Source organism: Arthrobacter globiformis (assembly GCF_030817195.1).
Taxonomy (GTDB): Bacteria; Actinomycetota; Actinomycetes; order Actinomycetales; family Micrococcaceae; genus Arthrobacter; species Arthrobacter globiformis_D.
In genome coordinates, this window is record NZ_JAUSYZ010000001.1 from 2,320,966 (window position 1) to 2,346,005 (window position 25,040).

At 61.9% G+C, this 25,040-nt stretch carries 18 protein-coding genes and 3 pseudogenes; 4 read left to right on the plus strand and 17 right to left on the minus strand.

The annotated features are described in order from the left end of the window. Window positions 1-8: 8 nt before the first annotated feature. The 3 genes from QF036_RS10460 to QF036_RS10470 are packed head-to-tail and all read right to left on the minus strand — an operon-like array spanning window position 9 to window position 3,724. Complete coding sequence (locus QF036_RS10460; protein ID WP_307101536.1) at window positions 9-1,337, minus strand: MFS transporter; 1,329 nt, start codon at window positions 1,335-1,337, stop codon at window positions 9-11. 53 nt (window positions 1,338-1,390) lie between these two features. Then, window positions 1,391-2,317: an MBL fold metallo-hydrolase gene (locus QF036_RS10465; protein ID WP_307101538.1), complete on the minus strand. Its 927-nt coding sequence runs from the start codon at window positions 2,315-2,317 to the stop codon at window positions 1,391-1,393. 27 nt (window positions 2,318-2,344) lie between these two features. Continuing rightward, window positions 2,345-3,724 (minus strand): aldehyde dehydrogenase family protein, encoded by a 1,380-nt coding sequence (locus QF036_RS10470; protein WP_307101540.1) that lies wholly within the window; start codon window positions 3,722-3,724, stop codon window positions 2,345-2,347. A 156-nt stretch (window positions 3,725-3,880) separates the two neighbouring features. On the opposite strand from QF036_RS10470, the gene QF036_RS10475 reads away from it, so the two are divergent. The 4 genes from QF036_RS10475 to QF036_RS10490 all read left to right on the plus strand — a co-directional run bounded on the left by QF036_RS10475 (window position 3,881) and on the right by QF036_RS10490 (window position 8,051). Beyond that, window positions 3,881-4,681: an SDR family oxidoreductase gene (locus QF036_RS10475; RefSeq protein WP_307101543.1), complete on the plus strand. Its 801-nt coding sequence runs from the start codon at window positions 3,881-3,883 to the stop codon at window positions 4,679-4,681. 263 nt (window positions 4,682-4,944) lie between these two features. After that, entirely contained in the window at window positions 4,945-5,676 is a 732-nt protein-coding gene (locus QF036_RS10480) for an IclR family transcriptional regulator (RefSeq protein ID WP_307101544.1), read from the plus strand. A gap of 164 nt (window positions 5,677-5,840) precedes the next feature. Continuing rightward, complete coding sequence (locus tag QF036_RS10485) at window positions 5,841-6,806, plus strand: PDR/VanB family oxidoreductase (RefSeq protein WP_307101546.1); 966 nt, start codon at window positions 5,841-5,843, stop codon at window positions 6,804-6,806. Between the two features lie 45 nt (window positions 6,807-6,851). Beyond that, window positions 6,852-8,051: a cytochrome P450 gene (locus QF036_RS10490; RefSeq protein ID WP_307101548.1), complete on the plus strand. Its 1,200-nt coding sequence runs from the start codon at window positions 6,852-6,854 to the stop codon at window positions 8,049-8,051. A 1,564-nt stretch (window positions 8,052-9,615) separates the two neighbouring features. Here the strand turns inward: QF036_RS10490 and QF036_RS10495 are convergent. The 14 genes and pseudogenes from QF036_RS10495 to QF036_RS10550 all read right to left on the minus strand — a co-directional run. Then, window positions 9,616-9,831, minus strand: a pseudogene (locus tag QF036_RS10495) (cyclase family protein); the annotation flags it as partial. Beyond that, window positions 9,828-10,790, minus strand: a complete 963-nt coding sequence (locus QF036_RS10500) for a fumarylacetoacetate hydrolase family protein (RefSeq protein ID WP_307101550.1) — start codon at window positions 10,788-10,790, stop codon at window positions 9,828-9,830. The pseudogene QF036_RS10495 and the gene QF036_RS10500, both read right to left, overlap by 4 nt. Window positions 10,791-10,827: 37 nt before the next feature. Continuing rightward, a pseudogene (locus QF036_RS25250) lies at window positions 10,828-10,902 on the minus strand (GntR family transcriptional regulator); the annotation flags it as partial. Window positions 10,903-11,162: 260 nt separating this feature from the next. Continuing rightward, window positions 11,163-11,812, minus strand: a pseudogene (locus tag QF036_RS10505) (ISL3 family transposase); the annotation flags it as partial. Window positions 11,813-12,215: 403 nt separating this feature from the next. Then, complete coding sequence (locus tag QF036_RS10510; protein ID WP_307101552.1) at window positions 12,216-13,670, minus strand: APC family permease; 1,455 nt, start codon at window positions 13,668-13,670, stop codon at window positions 12,216-12,218. An 80-nt stretch (window positions 13,671-13,750) separates the two neighbouring features. Then, complete coding sequence (locus QF036_RS10515; protein ID WP_307101554.1) at window positions 13,751-14,542, minus strand: SDR family NAD(P)-dependent oxidoreductase; 792 nt, start codon at window positions 14,540-14,542, stop codon at window positions 13,751-13,753. 829 nt (window positions 14,543-15,371) lie between these two features. Beyond that, window positions 15,372-17,336 carry a primary-amine oxidase gene (locus QF036_RS10520; RefSeq protein ID WP_307101556.1) on the minus strand — a complete coding sequence of 655 codons (1,965 nt, stop codon included), beginning with the start codon at window positions 17,334-17,336 and terminating at the stop codon, window positions 15,372-15,374. A gap of 191 nt (window positions 17,337-17,527) precedes the next feature. Continuing rightward, window positions 17,528-19,069 carry an aldehyde dehydrogenase family protein gene (locus QF036_RS10525; protein ID WP_307101558.1) on the minus strand — a complete coding sequence of 514 codons (1,542 nt, stop codon included), beginning with the start codon at window positions 19,067-19,069 and terminating at the stop codon, window positions 17,528-17,530. A 621-nt stretch (window positions 19,070-19,690) separates the two neighbouring features. After that, on the minus strand, window positions 19,691-20,035 hold the full coding sequence (locus QF036_RS25255; RefSeq protein ID WP_373460285.1) for a histidine kinase dimerization/phospho-acceptor domain-containing protein: 345 nt from the start codon (window positions 20,033-20,035) through the stop codon (window positions 19,691-19,693). A gap of 17 nt (window positions 20,036-20,052) precedes the next feature. Next, window positions 20,053-20,664 (minus strand): GAF domain-containing protein, encoded by a 612-nt coding sequence (locus QF036_RS25440; protein ID WP_444875979.1) that lies wholly within the window; start codon window positions 20,662-20,664, stop codon window positions 20,053-20,055. 706 nt (window positions 20,665-21,370) lie between these two features. Further along, window positions 21,371-21,778, minus strand: coding sequence for an MFS transporter (locus tag QF036_RS10535; protein ID WP_307101560.1), 408 nt, complete (start codon window positions 21,776-21,778; stop codon window positions 21,371-21,373). Window positions 21,779-22,156: 378 nt separating this feature from the next. Continuing rightward, the gene (locus tag QF036_RS10540; protein WP_307101562.1) at window positions 22,157-23,035 is read right to left on the minus strand and encodes an NAD(P)-dependent oxidoreductase; all 879 of its coding nucleotides are present in this window, start codon (window positions 23,033-23,035) and stop codon (window positions 22,157-22,159) included. Beyond that, entirely contained in the window at window positions 23,032-24,042 is a 1,011-nt protein-coding gene (locus QF036_RS10545; RefSeq protein WP_307101564.1) for an alpha-ketoacid dehydrogenase subunit beta, read from the minus strand. Before QF036_RS10545 ends, QF036_RS10540 begins: the two co-directional genes overlap by 4 nt. Then, window positions 24,039-25,037: a thiamine pyrophosphate-dependent dehydrogenase E1 component subunit alpha gene (locus QF036_RS10550; protein WP_307101565.1), complete on the minus strand. Its 999-nt coding sequence runs from the start codon at window positions 25,035-25,037 to the stop codon at window positions 24,039-24,041. The genes QF036_RS10545 and QF036_RS10550 overlap by 4 nt, the downstream gene beginning before the upstream one ends. Between the last annotated feature and the right edge of the window lie 3 nt (window positions 25,038-25,040).

A 25,040-nucleotide genomic window follows, 5' to 3' on the forward strand; every position in this document is an offset into this window, starting at 1 on the left:
TTGCCGGTTCAGCGGCGTTTCCTCGACTCTAGGCTCGTGTGACCGGCCTTAAATTTGAGCTTTCCCGTTGGGCGGAAAGCCACTTTTTGGGAGCGTCGCACACCGCCGATGCTCCCGCCGTCGGCCCGTCCCAGGAACACCAGCAGGGCCATCCCCAGAGTGCTCAATCCACATGTCAGCCACCAGGTGGTGCCCCAGCCGCCGGTGGTGGTGGCGAGAAGGGCAAACAACATGGGTCCCAGAAAGTTTCCCACGTTAAAGATCTGCTGCGTCAGCCCCAGCACGGCGGTGACAGAACCGTCCGCCGGTGCGATGCGCACCGAGTAACTGGTCACCGCGGCAGGGATGAGGCCCCCCACGGCGGAAAACAGGGCGATGAGGACAACCTGGACGAGGATGCCGTTCGGAACGTTTTCCCAGCCGACGGCGAACGTGGCCACGGAAGCGGCGGACATCAAAGGGAAGGTCCAAAAGATAGTTCTGCGCTCTGACAGGCCGCGTTGGATCAGTGGACCGGCGCTGAGGGCCCCGACGGCGTTCACTCCTCCCACCATGGCGCTGAGGATGCCCGGCCACGGACCGTCGAGCCCCGCAGAACGATAAATTGACGGCAGGAAGCCGAGTACCGCCATCCACTGCGCCGTGTAGCAAGCGAAGACCACGCCTATGATCCATGGCCTGCGGGTGGCCACAGTGCGACCCACCCTGCGGAGCGCGGAGCGGAGCCCGGCCTCGGCAGGGGGCACGTCCTTCGGCACCCGGCGCAGCAGCAGCGGCACCGGCAGAAGCGTGAGAACGGCCATGACCAGCCACCATTCGCGCCAGCCGGCGGCCTGCAGGAACACAGCACCCGCGGACAGGCCGAGCAGCGTGGCCGTTCCCTGGAACGTGGCCCAGCTTGCCAGCGCAACGTTCAACCGCTGGGGAGGGGCCACTTTGCGGATGAGGGCAGGGGCGACGACGACGGCCAGCAGGAAGCCGACGCCCTCCAAGGTGCGTGCTGCCATCAGCCATTCGGTGCTGGGTGCGGCAGCACCCAGGGCGGAGGCAGTGCTGAGCAGGACCAGGCCGGAGACCAGGAGACGGCGGAGGCCGGCCATCTCACCGCCCACAGCCGTGGCCAGGCCGCCCACCATGCTGGCCACCTGGATGATGCCCAGCAGCAGCCCGGCCTGGATCAGTGAGGTGCCGAGATCTGCCTGAATGGTGGCCAGGGCGGCAGGAAGTTTCCAGATGTGCATGGCCGCGGTGATGCCGGCAACGAGGACGGCAAGCCAGGCCCCGTCCGTCGTCGCCTTTGCGTCACCGAGTGGTGTGGTGTGCGACGGCAGTGCCAAGAGTGTGGTCCTTGCTGCAGGGTGAGGGCGGTCTTCCTTAAGTCAGGTTCCTGTCAGGCCGGGGCGAGGACGGGACTGCCGATGTGGAATCGCTGGCCGCTGACAGCGACATCCACAGGGCCATCAAAGGTTGAGGCTGCGCGGCTGCCCCACCACTCCGGCTCCGCGCGCCCGGCCAGATGTGAAAGGACAAGGCGCCCCACGCCGGCAGCGGCGGCCACCCGGCCCGCTCCCTCCGGCGTGGTGTGCGCGATCTGCTGGTGGTTCAGAAACTCCGGCGCAAATCCCTTGCCTGCGTAGAAGTCCAGGTTTACCGCTTCATGCACCAGGACGTCCGCGCCGTCGGCGAGCACCACCATGGACTCGCATTCGGCCGTGTCCCCGGAGAACACCACGGTGCCGGCGTCCGTCTCGAAGCGGAACGCCAATGCAGGCCGCACGGGCGGGTGCTCCACCAGGATGCCGGTGACCTTGACCCTGTCATCCTCGTAGACGTCAAAGGGGCGGGCCGCCTCCGGTGACTCATGTGCGGGCGTGGCCAGGTCCACAGAGCGCACCAGGGAGGCCAGGTCCGGGCGCGCCTCATCATGGACCCGGATATCGATGTCGTAGGAGAAGGCCTGCAGGGAGTGGGACACCAGCTCACCTGTGCCGGAAAGCCCGAAGCCCCCGTCGCGGGTGGCATCCTTGCCCGGGCCAACAATGGAAACAGGGCCGGTGAAGCCCTCAACCGGGTTCCCCCAGTTCCAGAGCAGGAAGCCGGGAAGTTCCACCACATGGTCCGAGTGCAGGTGGGTGACAAAGCCCGCCACGAAGTCCTTGCCGCGAAGGCCTGCCTCATGGGCGGCGCGGGAGCAGCCGAGGCCGAAGTCCACCATGTAGAAGGCATCGCCCACCACCAGTGCGCTCGAGATGCCGTTTTCCGGTCCGCGGATGGCCGGGCCGGCGGCGGTGCCAAGAGTGATCAGTTCGACGCTCACAGGAATATCCTTTGCAGATTTGTGGGGTCAGGAGTGGGGGCGGGCATTGATGACGCGGGTTTCCAGGTATTCCTCCAGCCCCCAGCGGCCGCGCTCACGGCCGACGCCGGACGCCTTCCAGCCGCCGAACGGGGCGTCCGGTTCCACCAGGGTGTGCTGGTTGACCCAGACGGTTCCGGCCTCAAGGCGTGAGGCGGTGGCGTAGGCACGCTCCTGGTCCGGGCTCCAGACGGATGCGCCCAGCCCGAATTCTCCGGCGTTCAGCCCCGCGATGGTTTCGTTGAGGTGGTCGTATGCCACGATGGGCAGCGCCGCCCCGAACTGCTCCTGTTCCACCAGGTCCATGCCGGGTTCGGCGTCGATCACCACAGTGGGGGAGAGGAAGTAGCCGGGCAGGTCGCAGCCCGGAGCGCCGCCGGTGATGATGCGGGCGCCGGCGCCCACGGCGGAGTCAACCAGGCCGCGGACCAGCTTGAGCTGGGACTCGTTATGCATCGGGCCCATGGTGGTACCGTCCGCGATGCCGTGGCCCAGCACATGGCGGGCCGCCTCGGCGGCGATGGCTTCAGCCAGTTCAGCGCTGCGGCTGCGCGGGACATAGACGCGCTTGACCGCCATGCAGACCTGGCCGGCATTGCGGAAGGCGCTGCCTACAATGCCGCGGGCCGTGACGGCGATGTCCGCGTCGTCCAGGACGAGGGCAGGATCATTCCCGCCGAGCTCCATGGTGACGCGCTTGACTGTTGAGGCCGCCTGCTGGGCGATGGAGATGCCCACCTCCGTGGAGCCGGTGAACGAGATCTTGCGGATGCCGGGCGAGGTACTCAGGGCAACGTTGACGGTCCGGCGCGAACTGGTGCGGGTTTGCAGCACCCCGGCCGGGAGGGCCTCGTTGAGGAGGTTTACCAGCGCAATGGTGGACAAGGGCGTGGACGGCGAGGGCTTGGCGATCACAGTGCAACCGGCCACCAGGGCGGGGGCGAGTTTCACGCAGAGTAGCGAAATGGGGAAGTTCCACGGCGTGATGGTGCCAACGATGCCCACGGGTCGGTACTGGACCTCCAGGTTGCGGTCGGCGCGCGGGTTAAGCTGCTGGGCTTCGTCCCAATCGAGGTCCGCGTAATATTCGAAAAGGCCTGCGGCAACGGAGAATTCCGCGGCGGCGTCGGCCTTGGGTTTGCCCTGTTCCATGGAGAGCAGGGTGGCCAGCGCGTCCAGGTTACGGCGGATCAGTGCCGCGCCTGCGCGAAGGGCGTTGCGGCGTCCTTCCCGGTCCGTAGCCCAGCCGGCTGACGCTGCACCGGCCGCCGCAACCGCGGCCTCAACGTCCTGCTGGGTGTTTTCTGGAGCGTGTCCAACGAGCTCAAGGGTGGCCGGGTCGTGGACCTCGTACTGGGCTGCCGTCATGGTTTGTCCTTTCGGCCGGGAGGGAATTCTTATCCCAGTGTCATGGCACCGGTCACATTTATGGATGACCTTTCCACTCAACGGAAAGCCTGCGCGATTGCCGGCGCCAGCTTGCCACTATGGAGTGAAGCACGTCACGCAAAACGAGGAGTCTGTATGTCCCAAGAGCAACTGCCCATCGTACTCACCGGGGTCTCCTCCGGCATCGGGGCTCGGACGGCTCGGATCCTCACCAGCCGCGGCGTCCCGCTGATTGGCATCGACCGCAACGCACCCACCGAGTTCAGCGGCACGTTTGTCCAGGCCGACCTCTCGAGCCAGGCCGGCATTGATGCCGCCGCGGCAGCAGTCGGGGCTGCAGCGCCGCACGGCATCGGGGGCCTTGCGAACATTGCCGGGGTCCCCGGGACCGCACCGTGGCGGACCGTGTTGGCCGTCAACGTCTTCGGCGTCCGCGGGCTGGTCCGGGCGCTGGCACCCTTGCTTGGCGAGGGGTCTGCCGTGGTGAACCTTGCCTCCAGCGTCGCCGTGAACTGGCGGGAGGTCAAGGCAAAGTGCTCCGCTTTCGCGCTTGCCGACGATCAGGCCGCCGCCCTGGACTCGGTTGGCGGCGATGACGAGGTGACGGGTGAGTCCTACCTCTTCTCAAAGCAGTGCGTCCGGGTCCTCACTGAGCACCTGGCCGCGGAGCTGCTGCCGCAGCGGATCCGCGTCAACAGCGTCAGCCCGGGACCCGTGGCCACCCCCATCCTCGAGGACTTCAAAAAGGACCACGGCCGCGACAAAGTCGAGGGAGCCGGCGCCCTGCTGGGCCGCTTTGGCGACCCGGACGACATCGCCCCCGTCATCGACTTCCTGCTGCGCCCCGAATCGGGATGGGTGAACGGATCGGATATCCGCGTGGACGGCGGCCTGGGTGCGTATCGCGGGTCCGGCCTGGCTGCGGTGTCCGGCTGAGCACCCTCGCCCACCGAACGACCCTTCAACGAACGACGCCGCTACCTTTGCCTTTTGTGCGCTAGGAGGCACCGCCGTCGGACCTTAAACTGGCACCACACGCACCACGCCGACGGCGGAACCGGGGTCTCTGATGCTCAGAAGGGTGATTTATGGCAAACGCAGCCCCGCGCGGCCGCACCGCCAGCCGTCCGGCCTCGACGGTCCGGTCCAAGCCGCTTTCGTCCGATGGAGGCGGTACTGCCACCCAGCAAGCAGCGAGCGTGACGTCACGCGCTCTGGCTTTGTTGGGCACCTTCGACGCCGAACACTCCGTCCAAAGCCTGAGCGCCATGGCCCGGCGGGCAGGACTGCCGGTTGCCACGGCGCACCGCCTTGCCGGCGAACTGGTGGCGTGGGGCGGCTTGGAGAAGCTGAACGGTGAATACCGGGTCGGGCACCGGATCTGGCGTCTTGGCCTGCTTGCCCCCGCGCAGCAAAACATCGCCGAGGTGGCTGCTCCGTTTATGCAGGACGTCCTCTTCGTCACCCACAACGTGGTGAACCTGTTCATCCTGGATGGGCAGGAGGTCCTTCTGGTGGAGCGGATGTCAGGTACTGGCGCAGGCCAGCCGTTCCGGCGGGTGGGCGCCCGGCTGCCGCTGCATGCAAGTGCCGCGGGCAAGATCATGCTCGCCTACGGGGCCAAGGACCTTTTTTCGGCTGCTGTCCAGCGGTTGGAGCCACATACGCCACGTACTATCACCAGCGAGACGGTGCTGGCAGCCGAGATCGAACGGGTTCGGGCGAACGGTTACGCCACCACTGAGGAAGAGGCAGGGCCGGACAATTACGGGCTGGCCGTCCCGGTGTTCCTGCCCAACAAGCAGGTAGTGGCCGCGCTGGGCATCGTCACCCGGGGCCGTCCTGCACCGGTGGGCAGCGTGGTTCCGGTCCTCAACATCGCCTCGCGGGGAATCGGCCGGCGGTTGGGTGTGGAGCATCTGCCGCAGTAGTTCTGGTTCTGTCCGCCTGCGGCAGGCCAGTCTTTCCGTTGGATGGAAACTTGGCCTCTGTCTGTGTCGTGGAACACCTAACCTCAAGTAAGCCCCTATACAGGCCGGATCTCCGGCCCAAGCCTGCGCGGCAGGCGAGCCGTTTCAAAGGAAGTGAAGACCCCATGACTGCATCTGCAGGAGCCACCATCGACGCCGTCGTCGATCAGGTAGACATTGTGGCGGACCAGGTGGTCTCCCTGGTGCTGCGACGGGCTGACGGCCAGCAGTTCCAGCCCTGGCAGCCGGGCGCGCACATTGATGTCCACGTGGGGGATGGCCTGGTGCGCCAGTATTCCCTCTGTTCCTCACCGGAGGAACTGGACCACCTGCGGATCGGTGTACTGCACGTGCCGGATTCGCGCGGCGGATCAAAAGCGGTCCACGCCCTGCTGGCCGGGACGCCGCTGACCATTTCCGAGCCGCGCAACAACTTCCCCATGCGTGAGTCGCGGCGCTACCTCTTCATCGCGGGCGGCATTGGCATCACTCCGCTGATTCCCATGCTTGAGGCGGCCGAGGCTGCCGGCAAGGAATGGACCCTGATTTATGGTGGCCGAAGCCGGAACACCATGGCCTTCGCGCAGCAGCTGGAGGACCGGTACGGCCCGGACCGCATCCGCATCATCGCCGAGGATGAGATGGGCCGCCTGAACCTTGACCAGATTCTCGCCATGCCCCGGGCGCACATGCTGGTCTACGCGTGCGGTCCCGGCGGACTGCTCGGCGCCGTTGAGGAACGCTGCATGGGTTGGCCACCTGGCGCCCTGCACACCGAGCGTTTCGTTGCCTCCACACTGGGTGCCGCCGCAGCCAACGCGCCGTTTGAGGTGGAGCTGGCCCGGACGGGGACCACCGTGACCGTCCCTAACGACAAGACCATCCTCGAAGCGGTGGAGGAGGTGGGCGTGCGCGTCCTGTCCTCCTGCCGCGGCGGTTTGTGCGGCACCTGCGAAACCCAGATCATTTCGGGTGAGCCCGAGCACCGCGATGCCGTCCTCACCCAGGAGGACCGTGACGCCGGCGAGATCATGCTGGTCTGCGTCTCACGCGCCGCCGCCGGCTGTCCGCGCCTCGTCCTGGATCTTTAGCCACTTCATGTACCCCGCCAAGTTTCGTCCCCAGGAGTGTTCCCCATGACCGTTATCACCCATGACGCCAACGTGTTGGGCGAGGACCCGTTCGACACCGCGAACCTCCTGGACCCGTACCCGTTCCTGGGCCGGCTCCGCGACGCCGGTGCCGTCTCCTACCTGGAGAGCACCGGCAGCTATGCCGTGGCCGGGTACCAGGAGGTCTATGAGGTCCTGACCGACTTCGAAACCTACATCTCCTCCGGCGGGCTGGGCCCGCGGGACATCCGCAAGGATTCGGGCTGGCGTCCGCCGAGCATCCTGGAATCGGATCCGCCCATCCACACCGTGATGCGCCGCGCCCTGACCGGTGTCATCAGCCCCGGCACGGTCCGTGCCCTCCGCGAGCCGTTCACTCCCCCTGCCGTGGAGCTGACGGAGCAGTTGGCGCTCCGTCAGCGGTTCGACGCCATCACAGACCTCGCCGAAAAGTACCCCCTGCGTGTCTTCCCGGACGCGGTAGGGATTCCCGACGTCGGACGTGAACATCTGCTGCCTTACGGCAACATGGTGTTCAACGCCTTCGGCCCGGAGAACTACATCTTCAAGCAGGCTTTCGCCCAGGGTGACGAGCACGCTGCCGCGGTGATGCGGAACTGCCAACGTGAAAACCTGGACGACACCGGCTTCGGGGCCCAGATATGGAAGCGCGTGGAGGACGGGCTGATCAGCGAACAGCAGGCCACACTGCTGGTCCGCGCCCTGCTGTCCGCCGGCGTCGACACCACCATCTTCGGCATCGGCAATACGCTCTCGGTGCTGGCGCGCTACCCGGAGGCCTGGGCCCAGCTTCGGGGGAACCCCAAGATGGCGAAATTTGCCGTGGATGAGGCGCTCCGCCTGGAATCGCCGTTCCAGAAGTTCCACCGGACCGTGGCCTTGGACACCGTCCTTGGCGGAGTTCACCTGCCTGCAGGCGCCAAAGTTTTGGTGTTCCTCGGGGCCGCGAACCGTGACCCGCGCAAGTGGGGCGAGAACGCCGATGACTTCGATCTCAACCGCAATGCGTCGGGCCACGTCGCGTTCGGCATGGGTCTGCACCAGTGCGTAGGCCAGCCCATCGCCCGGCTCGAGATGGAAATCGTGCTGCAGCAGCTGCTCCAGCGCGTGGCCGCCATCGAGCCGGACGGAGCGCCGGTGCCAATCCTGCACAACGTGCTCCGAGGCTTCGAGTCCCTGCCGGTGCGAATCACCGCCGGGTAGATCTCCTAGCCTTCTTTCCAGACTTGTCCTTAAGGATGTGAAACGCTAATTAGGGAAGCAGCCGTCCTGACACGGGCACAAGCGTCGTCAGCCGACCAGGAAGAACCACCACTGAACCGGATCTGTTTTACCCGGATTTGGTGAGCTTCGCGCAAGGATGCTTTCTTTCTCCTACACCCGTGCGGTGTCGACCGCCTCGGACAGCCGGCTCCGCGCGTCAGTCACCGTCATCTCGCTCATGCCAGACCGGCGCTGAAATGTACAAAGCGCGACAAGCGTGAAAACGCCGATAATCGGCGTTTCGTCATGTTGAAAGGTGCTGGGCCTTGCGGCAGTCCGGTGCTCGATAGGCGGGGTTCGGGTTATGCCTTCTTCTGTGGTCTGCGCCCATGAGAGGTTCGAAGGAGGTCGCAACGCTGTGATTTTCGCTCTTGCCCACTCCCCGGCCTGCTCCGCACATCACTGCCAAGCCAATGTCGTGCGCCGGATTTCGGCCCAGCCGGAATCACCGAAGGCCCGAATGAGCGAGGGCGTGGAGAAGAATTGTCCACGCCTCAATGACTGCGCATGCCGCCACATGGTGCATCAAAATGCTCAGAAAAGAGGGTGTGGACACTGTCCACACCCTGGGCTTCGGATTCGGTTGTACCGGCATCGGACCGGGCCGGACTGGGGAGGTTTTCGGAAGGGTGGCGGATTTTCAAGGGTGGGAGGCTGGTTCGAGTCCCACCTCGGGCACAGTGTTTTCGCAGGTCAGGGGCTTTTCAGCCTCTGAGTGTGGACAAATTGTGTTGTGAAGGGCCCCTCCGGGGGCCTTTTTCATGGGTGGCCGCTGCTGTGGCCTGGTGGCTCCTTCGTTGCCCGGTCGGCGGTCTTGGTGCTGGTTACTTGTTCATGGGCGGGACTGGCTGGGGCAACATGACCTGAGAAAAATTCTGGTGGGATTTCTTTTCTTGGTTGTTGGGTGTTCACCAGGTTTCTCCCTATCGGTTCGTGGTTGCTGTTCTGCCTGTTCATGGTGGGTCTGGGGGAGTGCGACATGACTTGTGCCCAGCTGTTCGAGAATCACTTCTGCCGGACTCCCGACTGCTCTGACACCGGTTACCGCGCCCGGCTTGGAGCCGGCATCGCCGTATATGTGGCCCATCAAGGTCGCACCACCTTTCATCCTGCACCCTGTGTTTTGGGGCGTTACCTGTTCATGGCTACGTTCGGCGTCTACTGCATGACGCTGTACGGTCGTTGCGCGCCGTCTTTGAGCCGCTGCTGGCCGGCTGGTCTTTCATATTCGTTCATGCCAACCTCCTGGATGACTACATGACGGAAGGTGAGGCGCCGAAGCGCCCTTGGCCGTAAGAAGGCATGCTGCTGCCCCTGTCGCGCTGTCGTTAGGGAACGCGCCATAGGTGTCAGGCTGTCATCTAGAAATTTCTTGGTCAGTGTCAGAAATGGATGAAGCGAGCCTTGTTCTGACGCTTCTAGGGCCTCTTCCTGCCGTCAGGTTGGGGTGTGCTCTAACTGGATATGGAATAGCTTCCCACTGCGAGAAGGGACAGAAGGCCTAGCCCGTCTTTACGAGGGCCGTAGCTTCAACGCGCTTGGCCGCGTCAATGAAGTTCAGGGTCCCCAGGACGTCGTCCTGGCCCCAGCGTCCCCAGTTGTTGTGGGCTGCGGCCATGGCGCGGATGCTGCCGAGTGGGTCGTCACGCCGGATGACCGGGGAATCGGTTGATTCCCCGGTGCCGGTGGTGCTGGCAGGAGCCGTGTCCTGAGTGGTCACGGCTGGCTGCCCTCAGCTTGGGTTTCGTTCTTGCAACGGATCAGCTGCGTGCCCAGGCCGGTGATGGTGCCCTCCATGACGTCCCCGTCCTGGAGCAGCCGGCCCCAGTGCTGGCCGTTTCCCGCGGGGCTTCCGGTGAGCACCAGGTCGCCGGGGCGCAGCGGCATGATCTGGGAGGCTTCGCTGACCAGCTTGGCCACGCCGAAGATCATGTCTGCGGTCGATTCGTCCTGCATGGGCTTGCCGTTGAGCTTCAGCGTGACCTGCACATCCTGCGGGTCACCGAAGAACTTGGCGGGCACCAGCAGCGGGCCGGTGGGAAGGAATCCGGGGGCATTTTTGGCCCGATACCAGTCCGAGCCGATGGCCGGCATGTCCTTGCGGAAGACATATTCACGAGTGGTGATGTCGTTGACCATCGTGTAGCCAAACACGTAGTCCAGCGCCTCCTCAGGGGTGACCCGGAACGCCGTCCTGCCGATCACTGCCGCCAGCTCCAGCTCCCAGTCGTGGGATTTGGAGTAGGCAGGCAAGGTGAGGTCGTCCGTAGCGGAGGCGACCGCCGTCGGGAGCCCGATGAAGAAGTACGGCGTGCCCTGGCCTGCCCGCTTGTCCATCATCGCGGCCGTCTTGGCGCTCACTTCCTCCTCGTCCTCGCCCGGTTCGCGGTGTGCTGCGGCGAGGTCGATGACGTGCTTGCGGTAGTTCGCGCCGGTCTGCAGGACCTGGGCCGGTTCCACCGGGGCAAGAATTTCGACGGCGGTGCCCGCCAGTCCGGAGTCCTCACCAACCGAGGCGGCAAGGGCGTCAAACTGGCCCTCGGTGGTGTCCCAGTGCTCGATCAGGGAGTTGATGTCCCCGTCCAGCGGCAGGACCCGGTCCTTGACCAGGAGACCGGCCCGCGTTTTGCTGTCGCCGGGCTCCTGGAAACGGACCAGTGCGTAGGTGGTTTCGGCCATGGTGTCTTAGCCCGGCTCTGCTTGGTATAGCCAGAAACAGGCTACGCATGGCCTGCGCGAGGTAGGAGTTGGAGATTGCTACATCAATCGCCTCATCCAACTTGCCGACCAAGGCGGTGTGCCTCTCTGATAACGCCAGGTCTTGGTGGTCTTTGGTGGCCCCTGCTCGTAGCTTGGGTAGGAGAACCTGTCACCCGCCTATCCGGGTATTTTGCGATTGCGCTAGTGTCGCTCAGGGCATTCGCCTTTCAACGAGGGGCGGCGTCAACAGACGTGGCTTCTCCCGACCGTCGCACTTGCGTTGTCCTGACCTGGGGAACAGCCGCGTTGCTGCAGGCCCCGGTCATAGATAAGTACCAGATCGACTGCATGGCGCCCAGCGATCCAGGACTTGAAGACCTGTTTCGAGCGACCCTCGATCATGTCCAACAACCGCGCCGGGCCGGTCCTGTCACGGACGCGGGTGAGGTCGATGATCACGGTGACGTACTTGCCACCCGGCCGGGTGTGCCGCCAGACGTGCTCACCAACGCCGGGCACGGCCACCCCGTGGAACCGGCCCGGGTCCTCGATCAGCACCCGCTTGCCCTCGGCAAGGATCGCGCTGTTCGCGGTATGCCAGGACACGCCCAAGCCTTCCGCGACACGGGCGACGGTGAGGTGCTGGCACACAATGCCCTCCAGCGCACAGCGCAGCCCGCGACGGGAGATCTTCGCCCGGGCGGCGCAGCTTTGGAAATGTCCTGCCGCCACACGCAACCGCACCCGGCGCACTTGTAACGGCGATCCTAACCAGCAGCCTCGTCGGCCGCCAGCCAGCGGTTCGTGCGCGAGAGGCCGCGTGACCGTGCCGCGGGCCATGCCCTGCGAACCACACGAATGGCACCAGTCCTCCGGATCAACGGCACGGCATTCCAACACCGCCCGGCCATGGGCGAGAAGCTGCCCCGCAGCTTCCAGCCCAAGCTCATAGAGCGGCAGAACGTAGTCAGGTCAGGAGGCAGGAAGGTAGCGAGGGTCACGGCGAGGTCTTCCGGATGGGCAGTGTAGGAACTTCCATCATTGGAAGACCTCAACCCCTACGGGCTACCGACGCGCCCCACCCCGGCTACACCCTCAAATGCGATGAAGCCGGATAATGCCACGTGCAGACCTGGTAGCCGCAAGCCACCTCTATGAGCTCTCGCGTATAGACACCGTCGGCGGCAAGCCAGAAACCGGACGCGTCAGCCTCTACCCATCCTTGCGCTCTTTCCGTCCTCGGTTCGACACCTCGGAGCGAGACGATCGTTCTCGTCCGGCCTGCATAGGCCGTTCAGGACGTCGAGGATCCCCTCGTCCTCGATGGTGCGGTTGGCAGGCCGGCGGTTCTTCCTGCTGGTAGCCCCGCCCGCCGGTCCCGGACGCGTGGGCCGATGCTTCATCTCATTTCAGCCGGTCGACAGTGGGGAGCAACTCCTGGCTATTGACCACTACTCGTCCGAAAGTCTTTCGTCCGTGGAGGAATCCCAAGACAGCAATCGGTATGAACGTCCAGGGAAGTACGTTGGCAAGGACAGATTCTCCGGCCAGTATGCCGAAGTTGAACAAGATGAGGCACATAGCCGTTGCTAGCCCGAGGAAGGCCAACGCGGGGGCGATTAGTCTGACCCATAGACTTTCACCGGAATCTTTCAGGAACCAAATGGCTGCCAGACATGTCACCGTCATTAGGAGGATGGCTCCGAGCGTTGCGAAACTGCCCGATAGTCCGGCGAGTGTCGCATATGGGTCGGCTCCAAAAACTGCACAAGTCCCTACGGCGGCCAGCATGAGCAGCATCTGGACGGTGCCGGCGAAATGCGGGGTCAGGTATTTAGGGTGTGTCTGCCCAAGGACATTAGGGAGCAGCCCATCACGTCCGAAGGCGTAAATGTAGCGCGAAGCCATGTTGTGGACGGCTATGGAACAAGCAACGATACTGACCAACAGCAGCCAGTTGAGGACGTGCCCAGACCATGCTCCAAGGCCAAACACTGCCGCGCCGCTAAGGAAGGTCTCCGGGCTTGTCTGCGCGATATTCACGACATCCCCAGACGGGTAGGCTGCGACGGCTGCCCATGTCGTGAGGGCATACAGACCTGCGATGACCCATACGGCGGCGAAGGTGGCACGGGCCACCGTGCGCCTGGGGTCTCGCGATTCCTCGCCGAACACTGCCGTGGCTTCGAATCCGATGAACGACAAGAGCGCGAAGGTAAGCGCCAATCCCACGTTGCCCGAGAGAATCTCCGACGGCGCAAAGGACGTAGTGACTGATCCGAAGCCGGTCTTTGAGAAGACGCCAATGATTGTCAGCACGAGGATCGCAATCTCTGCGACAAGGAAGGTCGCCATCAGAATCGTGTTCACTTCAATGCCTCGGATACCGATGAGCCAAACAAAGAGTAAGACGCCGAAGCTGAAGACCTGCCATGGCACATCCATTCCTAACTCGGCCTGGCAGACGTAACTCCCGAAGTATCCAGCGTACGCAACCGGGACCAGCATCAACACGTTGTAGGTAAAGAGAGCGACCCAACCCGCGGCTGTTCCTGCGGGGCGCCCGAATCCCGCGGAAATATAAGAGTAGAAGGCTCCTGCATTAGTAATACGGCGGCTCATTGCCGCGAAGGGAATGGCGAAAAATGTAAGAATAACCCCGCCCAGGATGAACGCTCCAGGGGAGCCAACTCCATTACCTTGCCCAACGATAAACGGCATATTTCCAGCCGTTGAAGTCAGAGGTGCCTGGAACGCCATGACGAGGAAGACGAGTGCCGGGGCGCCCATGGCACCGGCACGCAGTGCAGTACTCTTGCTGCGGGGTGACTTCGTGTCAGCAGCATCTTTCGGATTCATTATTTCTCCTTGCGTTTAAAAACGCGAAATACATCATTTATTTTAGCTTTATGGGCCCCAAATTCACGCTGCCCGAGGACCTAGATCTGGGGTTGTCTGGAGAGCATGCCGCCATCGACGGTGATGGTTTGGCCGGTCATGTAACTCGCCGCGTCAGATGCGAGGAAGCCGACCACGGAGGCAACCTCTTCGGGCTGCCCAACGCGACTCATCGGAATAAGCCGCGAGAGATCCTCTTGAGTCAGATCGCCGATCCATGGTGCGCTGAGGGGCGTATATATCCAACCCGGCGAAACACAGTTCACTCTCACCCCCAAGGGCGCCCATTCACTGGCCATTGTCTGCGTGAGAGACATCAGGGCGGCCTTGGACGCATTGTAGGCTGCGAAGTTGTCCTCTGAAGCCAAACCATTAATGGATGAAATGTTGATGATAGAGCAGCCGGTGTGAGGTTGCATCCTCTCTACAGCAGCTGCAGAAAGTAGGGAGGGCGCCCTCAAGTTGATGTTGAGCGTCTTGTCCCAGGCTGCGGCCGTCATGTCAATCAGCGGCGTCGGGGTGAATATTCCTGCATTGTTTATTACCGTATCGATTCGGCCAAATAATTCCATACATCGAGAAGTTAGTATTTCGCCTGTTCCTGGGTCGGATAAATCAGCCGTGATCCCGGCGACCTCTGAAACTCTGTTATCGAAAGCCTTGACGACTGAAGCAACCTCATTTTGATTACGAGAGCATATGAGAATCTGGTAGCCGACCCGAATAAGCTCTTCGACACAGGCCAGTCCAATTCCCCTGGTTCCTCCTGTGACGATCGCGGCCTTGCTAGAAGCTGCGTTCGTCATCGGCTGTCGCATGTTCTGCATCGCCATATTCATGAGGATGGGATTTCTGCACCCTCGCGGGTGCTCGTCTCACGGATTGCCGCACCCTCATCCCGATGGGCGCGCAGAACGCCCAGGGAAATCCATACCTGGATCAACGAGAGAAGCATTAGCCCCACCATTCCCAAGTCGATATCCCCGTTTTGGTACAAGACGGTCTGGTGTCCCGAGTGGTGGCCGGTGAATGTTGCGGGCGTCCCGGCAGTGGTCCAACCATTCACCAGAAATGGGATGTGCATTAAAACCATTCCACCGTACATCGCAGCGGTGATGATCCAAGTGCGTTGTTTAGGCCCTGTCCAGAGGTGAGTTATGCAGTAGAGGCAGAGTGCCGACATCAGGATCATGGCCGTCGACATCGGCATGCCATGATGGTCTTGATGAACTAGAGCCAGACTCAGGTGCCCCGCGGCGCTCAGCATCCCAAGCCCCGCTGCCCAGCGCCCGGTCCGCGGGGCCATGAGGACTGGAGGGGGGAAAATCGGCCAGCCCTGATGTCCTTGGTGGCTCAGACTGCGCATGATCACCTTCTTTGAATAAAATAAATGGATCTTGTCGGTGCTGTGCAGGAAACCGCGCAGCTGGACAGCCCCGGTGGAGCCAACCCGTTGGCTAAGTGGGCAGGCTCCACTCTGGGCCGTGCAGATTAGACCGCGCCGGGCTTCAGCTTATTGATTGCACTACGTGGACATCCGTGAATTGCTTCAGGCCTGATGCGCCGGCAACCAGCTGGCCGTCGATGAGTAGTTAAAACTGTTCAGATGCAAGATCGAAAGTTTTGGTTGAGAAAATGTTAGACATTGAAGACCTTCCGGACTTAATGTGAACACTGGTCAGTGTCGAGGCTCACACAATGGGCTGATTCTGGCCGCGGGGTGTCCAACGTGGGGTTTCGATCGAAGAATCCGTGAGGTTCAAGCTTGAACCTCACGTGCTGGACCGGCATGACTGGCCAATCCTCAAGTCGGGGAAGATGGTTGACCCCCAGCGTGAGCCACACAACCAGGTCCTCATTCAGCAGTGAGCGGTCTCCGGCTGTGTATTGAGGAAGACCGCCGTTATCCGGATTTCCGTATGGATAGTCGCCCGCCGCATAGAGTTCACGCTCTTGGAACGGTGTAACCCACAGTTGTTTGCTAATGAACTCACCCCGCGGCGCAATATGTGCGGTGTCGGACCATTTCGGAATTGACGAAGACGGCGACATGATCCGATATGCAACAGGCTCACCCACATGATTGAACTTCGCGGGATTGACAACCTTCCAGAAGCGATCCGTCGAAGAATCATTGAGTCGCTGTGCGGCTAACTCGGTGCCCAATCGGGTCTCCTCGCCGAAGTACGCGTTGCCGTAGGGGTTATCCTCGGGAGCCGCGGGTCGGGCGTTGACCTCATAAATTTCATTGATCTCGCCGTCCACGTCCATATCGAGGCGGAAGCTGAAGAAGTGCTGGTGAACGGGGGCATACAGACCGTCGCTGTTGAGAAGTTGCCCAAACTTTGTGCGCTCACCCGGTTCCACAGCGGCCGTAGTAAGGATTCCGGTCAGCTTGACCTCGTGCTCAATGGTCCCATCGGGATAGAGGTGCCAGTAGAAGCCGTATTCATAGTTGGCGAAGGTAGCGATGAAGGAGATCACCAGCCGTCTGCCTCGACGTACCTCAGCTTTGCCGGTGCCCATATCCGAGTGCTTCCACAGAATGCCGGTGTCTTCCTCATGCATACAGATGGCGTTCTTGATGGTGTATGGCTGGCCGAGCCCATTGGAAAGGTCGGCATCAAAGTACCGGATCTCTCCGAGGCAGTCGCAGCCAAGCTCCAGGGAGTTCGTCAAGTAGCCAATATGGTATTCGCCGATGTCAAAAGCATTCTTGCGGTACTGGGTTGGGCTCGGGTCACCGTAAGGAACGAGCATCGAGGAAAGCGAACCCCGGTACAGAACTGACCGCTCGTCCTCTCCATCGCGGTACTTTACGTTGTGGAGCACAAGTCCTTCACGTTGAGTGAAGCCGATGCGCAAGCTCCAGTTATGCCAGCGAACCTCGTTACCGTCAACGGAGTAGCTGGGTCCCTCGGGCTGGGTGATCTCGATCGGGCGCAAGTCGTTGCGCGTTAGGCCCGTGAGTTCGGGGACGTAGTTGCCGGGCTCTCGTGGAATCGAGACGACTCCTCTGTCCACCACATCGACTGTTCGGTCGGTCAGGTTGACGTGAGCGATCAATCCGTCGATTGGATGGGCATAGGCGTTGTCGTCCGGGCTGTCGATGCGTAGCCACATGAGCGCGTTAATACGGCGCTTATCCCGCTCATCCGCTCCGTAGCTGCCGGCTGACCAGGGATCGATGGTCACCATGGTGACGTCGGTGATTCCGCGTCGTTCCATCGCCTTGAGGAACTCCGGGGACGACTTAACGAGTTCTTCCGTCTCGTTGAATTCCTCGAGAATGATGGCCGGCTGAACGCCCTCGATGTACTCCCATGAAATAACGGATGATCCAGTGATGGACACCACACTTTCGAACGTCTGGTTCTTTTCCCGATCAATGACTACAACGAAGGCTTCGCGGTTCACTGCTTTTCCGGGCTGATACTGCGAGACGACTTCCTTGTCCGGCTCCCGGAGTCCGATTTGGGCGAACCAGTGCTTATCGGTGATGCCTTGGCTGACTCTGAGAATCTGGGCAACAGCCCTGATCTCGTCAGCGGTCAAGGGATCGAGCGGATGGGTCACGCGCTGCGCAACACCTGCATCCTGCGTTGCCGTGCTTTCTGAAACCTGCATTGCTGAAACGCTCCTTGTACATGTTGAGATGAGTTCTTCACCGTCCGGCGGCCCGCTCGTGTTCCAGAGCCGGTGTTGGATTGGTATCTGTCCTGCCAATCCATACGCCTCCCCACGACCACTTGAGTTAGGTCGACAGCGCATCTAGGGTTTGTTACGCGGGGCCCGGTTCTGGACCGATTGCGAGTACCTTACAGGGGAGCCTGGATCCAGTCTGCGCTGTCACGCGGGTTGGGGTCCAAGCTGATGCCGATGTGCTTCACTTGCGTGTAGCCATGGACAGCCTCCAGGCCCTCCTCACGGCCGTTGCCGCTCTGTTTGTGACCACCGTGCGGAACCATGGGAAGCTCGCCGAACCAGTCGTTGATCAGCACGTTACCCGACTGCAGGCGACGAGCGAGAGTCATCGCCTGAGTAATGTCTTGACCCCACACGACGGCGAAGAGGCCGTAATCGCTGGCGTTGCACTGCTCGATCAAGGTGTCCAGATCGTTCCACCGAATTACTGCAGTAACCGGCCCGAAAATCTCTTCTGTTGCGATGCGGGCGTTTGGCGAGACGTTGTCAAAGACAGTGGGCTCAACAAAGTAGCCGCCACCATCCGCTGCCTTGGGGCGGCTTCCACCGATTCGGAGCGTAGCCTCTGACTTCCCGATATCGATGTAGCTGAGGACTCGCTCCATCTGCTTCTTCGAGACCAAGGGACCCATTTCGGTGGAAGGATCGAATCCGTCACCAACCTTGGTGTTGGCGAGGCGAGCCTCCATCCGCACGAGGAAGTCTTCTGCGATGTCTTCGTGCAGGAAGAGTCGGCTGCCGGCCGTGCAGATCTGGCCCGCATGCGAGCAGAAACCCTGAATGGCAGCTTCCACCGCGTCGTCCAGACGGGCGTCGGGCAACACAATAAACGGGGACTTCCCTCCGAGCTCAAGATTCACTTGTGCCACATGCTCGGCTGCAAGCTTGCCGACGAGTCGGCCGGTTTCGGTGGATCCCGTGAAAGTGATCCCCCGCACCTCAGGGTGTGCAGCGAGTGCGGCACCGGCCTCGGCTCCAAGACCGGTTACAACGTTGAACACACCGGCCGGGAAGCCCGCCTCTTCAACCAGTTCGGCAAACTTCAACGCCGACAGGGAGGTGTCCTCAGCAGGCTTAACGACACACGTGTTTCCGAGCGCAAGCGCCGGAGCGATAGAACGAACCATCACAAGTAGCGGGTAGTTCCAAGGAACAATGTGAGCTGTTACGCCAAGCGGTTCAAGCACAGTAAAACTGAATTTATTGCCCGGTACGGTGATTGATCGACCGTTGACCTTGTCCGCCGCGCCGGCCCAGTACTCCAGCCAAAGCGGCATAGCAGCAACCAGGTCCCGTGCCTTGGCGATGTAGTGCCCCGAGTCAAGAGCCTCAATCTGCGCAAGCTCCTCAGTGTGCTCCGTAATCACCGCAGCGAGGCGCCGCAGTAGTCCGGCGCGAGTAATGGCATCGGTAAATTGCCACTCCACCGCGACACGAGCCGCCGCCTCTACTGCTTTGTTGACGTCAGTTGAGTCGCCACGGGGCACTTGGGCGATCTCCGCACCCGTATTTGGGTCCACGGTCGCAAAGGTCTCACCTGACGTCGACGGCAACCATTTGCCGTCAATGTACATCGAGGCCTCACCGACCCGGCGAGTAGTCATGTCCAACTGAAGATTTGATGAAGTCGTGCTCAGATCAAGGTCCTGGGTCAAGGTAATTCAGCTCCTACCTGTATGCGCTCAACGACAATGTTGGACGCCATGAATTGGTATTACCAAGTTCCATATTGGCATGACCTACTTCACACAGTCAACCCCCACTTGCCTTGAAGAATTCAGAACCTCCGCGGTAATTCGGCCGTAGTCAACCTGGAATTGAGCAGCCTGCCCTTCCGCCTTAGCCGACCGTCAGCGTTCTCAATACCTCGTCTTGATAAACCTCTCTCCATCTCGAAGATCTACCGGCTGATGGGAGGGCAATGTCAAAGAGCGGATTGCTACAGTTCCGCTTGCATCGCAGAGCCAGCGGAAAAGCGCTGGGAACAGGTTCAATTGGCTGACTGAAGAACGACCGCCAGTCGTGACGGTACCCGTGGCATGTGGAGATACCGCGGCGGTCAAGGTGTCAATCGAAGGCAGTCGTTGCCTGTCAGACCGAAGAAGGACCCATTCTCCTGGCTGACACCACCGCCGACCCGGCAGCCTTACAAATCGGCGGCCCGCATGACCCTTCGCTACTACGAAGCAATGGTTGAGCCATCACAGCCACTGACCCTCTACAGTTGGGAACTGGCCCAGGATTGAACCAACACCCCCGACCGCCGACCGACGCGCTCAATCATGCTTCAGCCGTTGTCCAACCAAGCCGCTGATCGGGCAAATGGATCCACCGACCCGGGAGTAACTCAGGACGTCTTCGAGCATCGCGAGCATGCGCCTCCCGGATGCGCCGATCATGTCCAGATCTGGGACAGCATTTATCCTGGGATCGTCCTGCAGAATTTCCAGATAGCCCAGCATCGTGGTGAACGGACTGCGCAGGTCATGACTGACACGGCCGGCGAAACCAGCGAGCCAGGCGTTGCTTTCCTTCAGCTCGGCGTAGGCCCTGTCGAGCTGGGCGGTCCGGTGCTGCAGCTCCAACGGCTCCACGACCTGCCTTGCCAGGACCTCCAGCATGTCCACCTGCGTAGGGTTCAGCTCGTGGGCAGTTTCGGAAAAGACACATAGTGTGCCCGGCACGAACCCGGACTCGGTTTCCAGGGGAACCGAGGCGTAGAAAGAACCGTGCCGATCTCACCGGTCACAAAGGGACTGTCCGCAAAACGGGGATCCCGGGAAGCGTCCGAAACGACCGTCTTTTCCCGGGACAAGAAGACCTTGGCGCACATCGAATCCTCGCGGGAGCACACCCTAGGGTCCACTCCCCACGCCCCGATCTGATGCTGGTGCCCGGCGCTGATGATATTAACGACGCCAAACGGTGCACCGCACAGCTGCGTGGCCAACCGGACCAGATTCTGCAGAGCATTCATCACGGCCGAGTTGGGTAGCAGTGGTGTGTCCAGGGACGCGTCGAGTCCGTACTCCAACAGCTCGACGTCACGGCTGATGTCATTACTGAAAACCAACCGTCCTGCTGCACCTGCCATTGAAACCCCCAAATCGTACGACTTTCTCGGGATCATACCCGCACCCGGAGAGCTGGCCTCCAAGATGACACTGCAGTTTCCGGCGGCACCATCGCGCTGGTCGAGAATGGCGACATCATCAGCATCGACATCACGCAGCGCTCGTTGCAGTTGCACGCACTGGTTGACCATTCCTTCGACTTGTTAGTCCGACCCGAGGTCTTACCCGGTTTCAAAGATGGTGTGCATGGCCTGGGGGCGCGATACGCGGCACCGGGCGCCGGTGGCTTGGTCCGGACGGGGAAAGTGCCCGCTCCGACGCCGGCTCCTTTGCGACGACCTCCAACAGGTGCCGACCCGAGTACAGGAAATGGCGCGCCGCTCTGGGATGTCCGCTTGGTTGGGCCGGGCATCGGCCCGCAGCTTGCGCTCCGGCTGCGAAGTGCGGCAGCCTGGCCTTCCCCGCACTAAGTCCGAGGGCGAGCCCCTCAGGGAACAACTGGACATCGACTACTAGTGCGGCCTTCTTCAGTCCTGGGCCCAACCACATCGCCAGCTGTCTGTCGGCGCCTCCCGCGGGGTTTGGTGCACCCGACATCTCGGCGACATCGACGCCGACATAGCGGCTCCCTACGAACTGCGAAGACCAGTAAAGACGCGGTGAACTGGTGAGTCCGTGTCGAGAATTACCATCAGGTTCACAACGCGAACGCCACCGTCCACTCCGGTGGGAGCGGATGGTGGCGTGTTTTTCACCAAGAACTGCTGTACGCGCCGTAGCCGGCCATTTGGTCCCACGTGCGAAACAGACTCATGTAGGCGTTCTGCCATAGTCGCCGTTCGAACGCTGTCCTTGTCATCGTCCTGTTCCTTGAGTTCCTTTTCATGGTGGATGTTGCGCAGAATGAAGAAGACCCGAGGCTACAGAGTGCGGGGATCCCATGTACGCAAGGTTGATCATATTGATCGCGGAATCCGGCTGAACCTCAAGCGAAGCGTCGTAGTTGCCGAGCACCAGGAGCCAGCCAATCGCGGCTGCTCCCACCCCGCTCGAGATCTTCATGCCAAATGACATTGAAGCCATGCTGAGGCCGGTGATATCAAGACCGGACTGGCGCCGAACATGAGTGGCCGTCGCAGCCATCACCCCACCTTGGACTGCCTGCCCCATTCCCGTCGAAAGGCCCCTAATGGCCGCCCCTATCAGAACGAGAAGCCGAACTTCTTGCCCGTAGAACTGTAAAGCACAGCCCCAATAAGCAGGACGATTGCAGATGCACGCAGTGTCCACACAAGCCGTCTGACGAAGAAAGCGCTCATGCGGTGAGGAAGACTACTGTCAGCGCGGTCTGCAACGCCCGCTCCCTGTCTGAGCGCCACTGACTTGTGCTGACGGGCCAGCCGCGGCAAAAGTCTGATCCACCGCATCCACGTTACGAAGGGCCCGTCATCGTGCCTCTATCAGCAATCACCCGGCGCCAAGCCGGTGCCGGTGACAACACCCTCGGGTTACTAAACGACTGGGCAGCAACCATGGCGGCAGCGACAGGCCAAATCGCCCTGATCCTGCCAACGGGACTGGGCACGGAAAAGGTAACGGGCGCGGGCATTTGCCATTTTGACCCCTGGCAAGCTTCACGCGCAATGACAAAGACCTACTTGGCTCGGCCTAGTGACGCCGGTCGATGTCCACTATCGAGGAGTCGTCGTCCGTGCTTAGACCCGCGTCGGCGGCTCGCTTGAACTCTTGCGCCACGGCGCTCAGGATGCGGGCGTCGAATCCCGCCTCTTCGGCGGTCGCCATGACGAGGCTGGTGTCTTTGACGAAGATCGATAGATGCGTTTGGACGGGTCGTTGCTCGGGGGTTTGGATCATGCGGGGCCCGCGGTCTGTGAGCATCCAGGATCCTCCGGCGCCTGTTGCCACGGCGTTGAGCACTTGCTCTGGGTTAAGTCCAAGCGTCCGCGCAAAATCGAGGGCTTCTCCGGCGATCGCGAGATGTGATGCGGCGAGGAGTTGATTGACCATTTTGTAGGCTTGGCCGTCGCCGGTTGTGGTTCCGCACTCCTGGATGGTGCCTATTGCTTCCAGTGAGCCTTTTAGGGCGTATAGATCGCTCGGGCTGCCGGCCGCAAAGATGTTTAGCTTGCCCTCGATGGCGCCGGTCACCCCGCCGGTGACGGGGCAATCTACTACTCCAATCCCTCTGTCGGCCAGTTCGCGTGCGAACTCCCGTACCGCAGCCACCCCTACAGTGCTGAGCACTCCCACAGTCCTGACAGCGCCGGTCCCTGAGAGGAGCTTAGATTCCAAGAGGCTCAGAAGTTGTTCGCCTGTTGCGACGACGACCAGCAAGGCGTCCGCGTCCAAGAGATCATCAGGCACGGTCGAGGCCGGGATACCCAGATCGAGGGCTTTGGAGACTTGGCCTGGGAACACATCCACTGCCCGCAGACGCTGGCCGCTGGACTGGATGCGCTGGGCCATCGGCAGGCCCATGGCTCCGATTCCGAGGAATCCGATGAGGGGCTGGGTTGTAGCGGTCATGCCGGCTGAACCACCTTGGTCCCCAGTGCGGTCCGGACTTCAGAGACGATGTCTTTCGCGGTGGGGATGACAGCCTTTTCAAGTTCTTCGCTGTAGGGGATTGGGGTGCGGGCTGCGCCGAGACGCCGGGGTGCAGCGTCGAGTTCGTTCCAGCATTCCTGTACCGCGTTGCCCATGATCTCCCCGCCCCAGCCATAGTCGCGCACGGCTTCATGAGCAACCAGCAGGTGGCGTGTTTTCCGTACCGAAGCGTAGATAGAGTCCATATCCAGCGGGTAGAGGGTGCGCGGGTCAATGATCTCGACGCTGATCCCTTCCCCGGCCAACTCCTCGGCCGCTTCCAGGGAGCGGCTCACCATGAGCTGTGTGGCGACAATCGTGAGGTCGGTGCCTTCACGGGCGACGCGGGCCTGGCCGAAGGGAATAGGCTCCCGGGTGACCGGTCCCTTGTCGTAGTACATTCCCTTGTGCTCGAGGAAGATGGTGGGGTTGTTGCTCTTGATCGCGGTCCGCAACAGTCCGTAGGCGTCGTTTGCGTTTGAGGGGACAACGACCTCCAGCCCGGGGATGTGGGCGAAGAGGGTCTCCAGGGACTGGGAGTGCTGGGCTGCCTTGCCGATGCCGGATCCGCCATTGCTGCGCAGCACCAGCGGGGTGGCGAATTGGCCGCCGAACATGTACCGCGATTTCGCTGCCTGGTTGATCAGGCCGTCGGCGCCGAGGAGGCTGAAGTCTGAGTACATGATTTCCACGACGGTCCTGGTTCCCGCCATCGCTGCCCCGACGCCGGCTGAAATGAGCGCTTCTTCGCTGATGGGGGTGTCCCGGACACGGTGCTTGCCGAATGTTTCCGCCATTTTCCGGGTCACACCATAGATACCGCCGCCGGTGCCCCAGGTGGTGATGTCCTCGCCCATGATGATCACGGAGGGGTCCTCGGTGAATTCGTCATGAAGCGCTGCGTTCAGGGCGCGCCAGATGGTGAGCTGTTGTGCCGGCTTGTTCATCGGTTGTCCTCACTGACTTGGGTGAAAGCTTCTGCGGTTTCGGGGAAGGGGGAGGCCTTGGCAAAAGCCTCGGCGGCATCCACCTCTGCTATAGCTTCCTGGGCGATGGCGTCGATGTCCTGCTGCGTTAGAACGGCACGCTCGAGGAGCCGTGCGGCGAGCTTGGCGATGGGATCGCGGCCCTTCCACGCCTCGACCTGTTCCCTGGTGCGGTAGATTTCGGTGTCGTCTGCCATGTGACCGAGGTACCGGTAGGTATCGGCGACCAGAAAAGTCGGTCCTTCCCCGCTGCGGGCGCGGACGGCGGCTTCTGAAGCAGCATTTGCCACGGCCTCGACGTCCATTCCGTCAACGTCAAAGGAGGGGACTCCGTAGGCTTCCCCCCGCCGACGGATCTCGGGCTGGGCGACCATCTCTTCCAGTGTTGCTGACTGGGCAAAATGGTTGTTCTCGCAGACGAAGATCACCGGAAGCTTCCAGATGGCTGCCAGGTTGAAGCTCTCTGCCAGCACCCCTTGGTTGCTGGCCCCATCGCCGAAATAGGCAACAGCGACGGCACCGCTTTCCTGCTGCTGGGCTGCCAGGGCTGCGCCGGTGGCCAAACCAATGCCTGCCCCGACAATCCCGTTCGTTCCCAGGATTCCCAGCTCTTTGACACCGATATGCATCGATCCACCCTTACCGCCGCAATACCCGTCGCGGCGCCCGAGAATCTCCGCGAGGGTCCGGCCTGGGTCGGCACCCTTAGCCAGGCAGTGAGCGTGACCGCGGTGATTGCTCGCGATACTGTCAGCGGCGCGGAGCGAGCGGGACACCCCCACTGCGATAGCCTCCATACCCACGGACGGGTGCGTGGAGCCCCGGATCAGCCCTTCCTTCGAGTATCCGGGAAGGCGGGACTCGAACTCCCGGATTGCGGTCATCGCCTTGAGGGCCTCAACCCCATCTGTGGCCAGGTCAAAAACCCCGTGCTCTATTGCCTCAAGAGTGTTCATCGA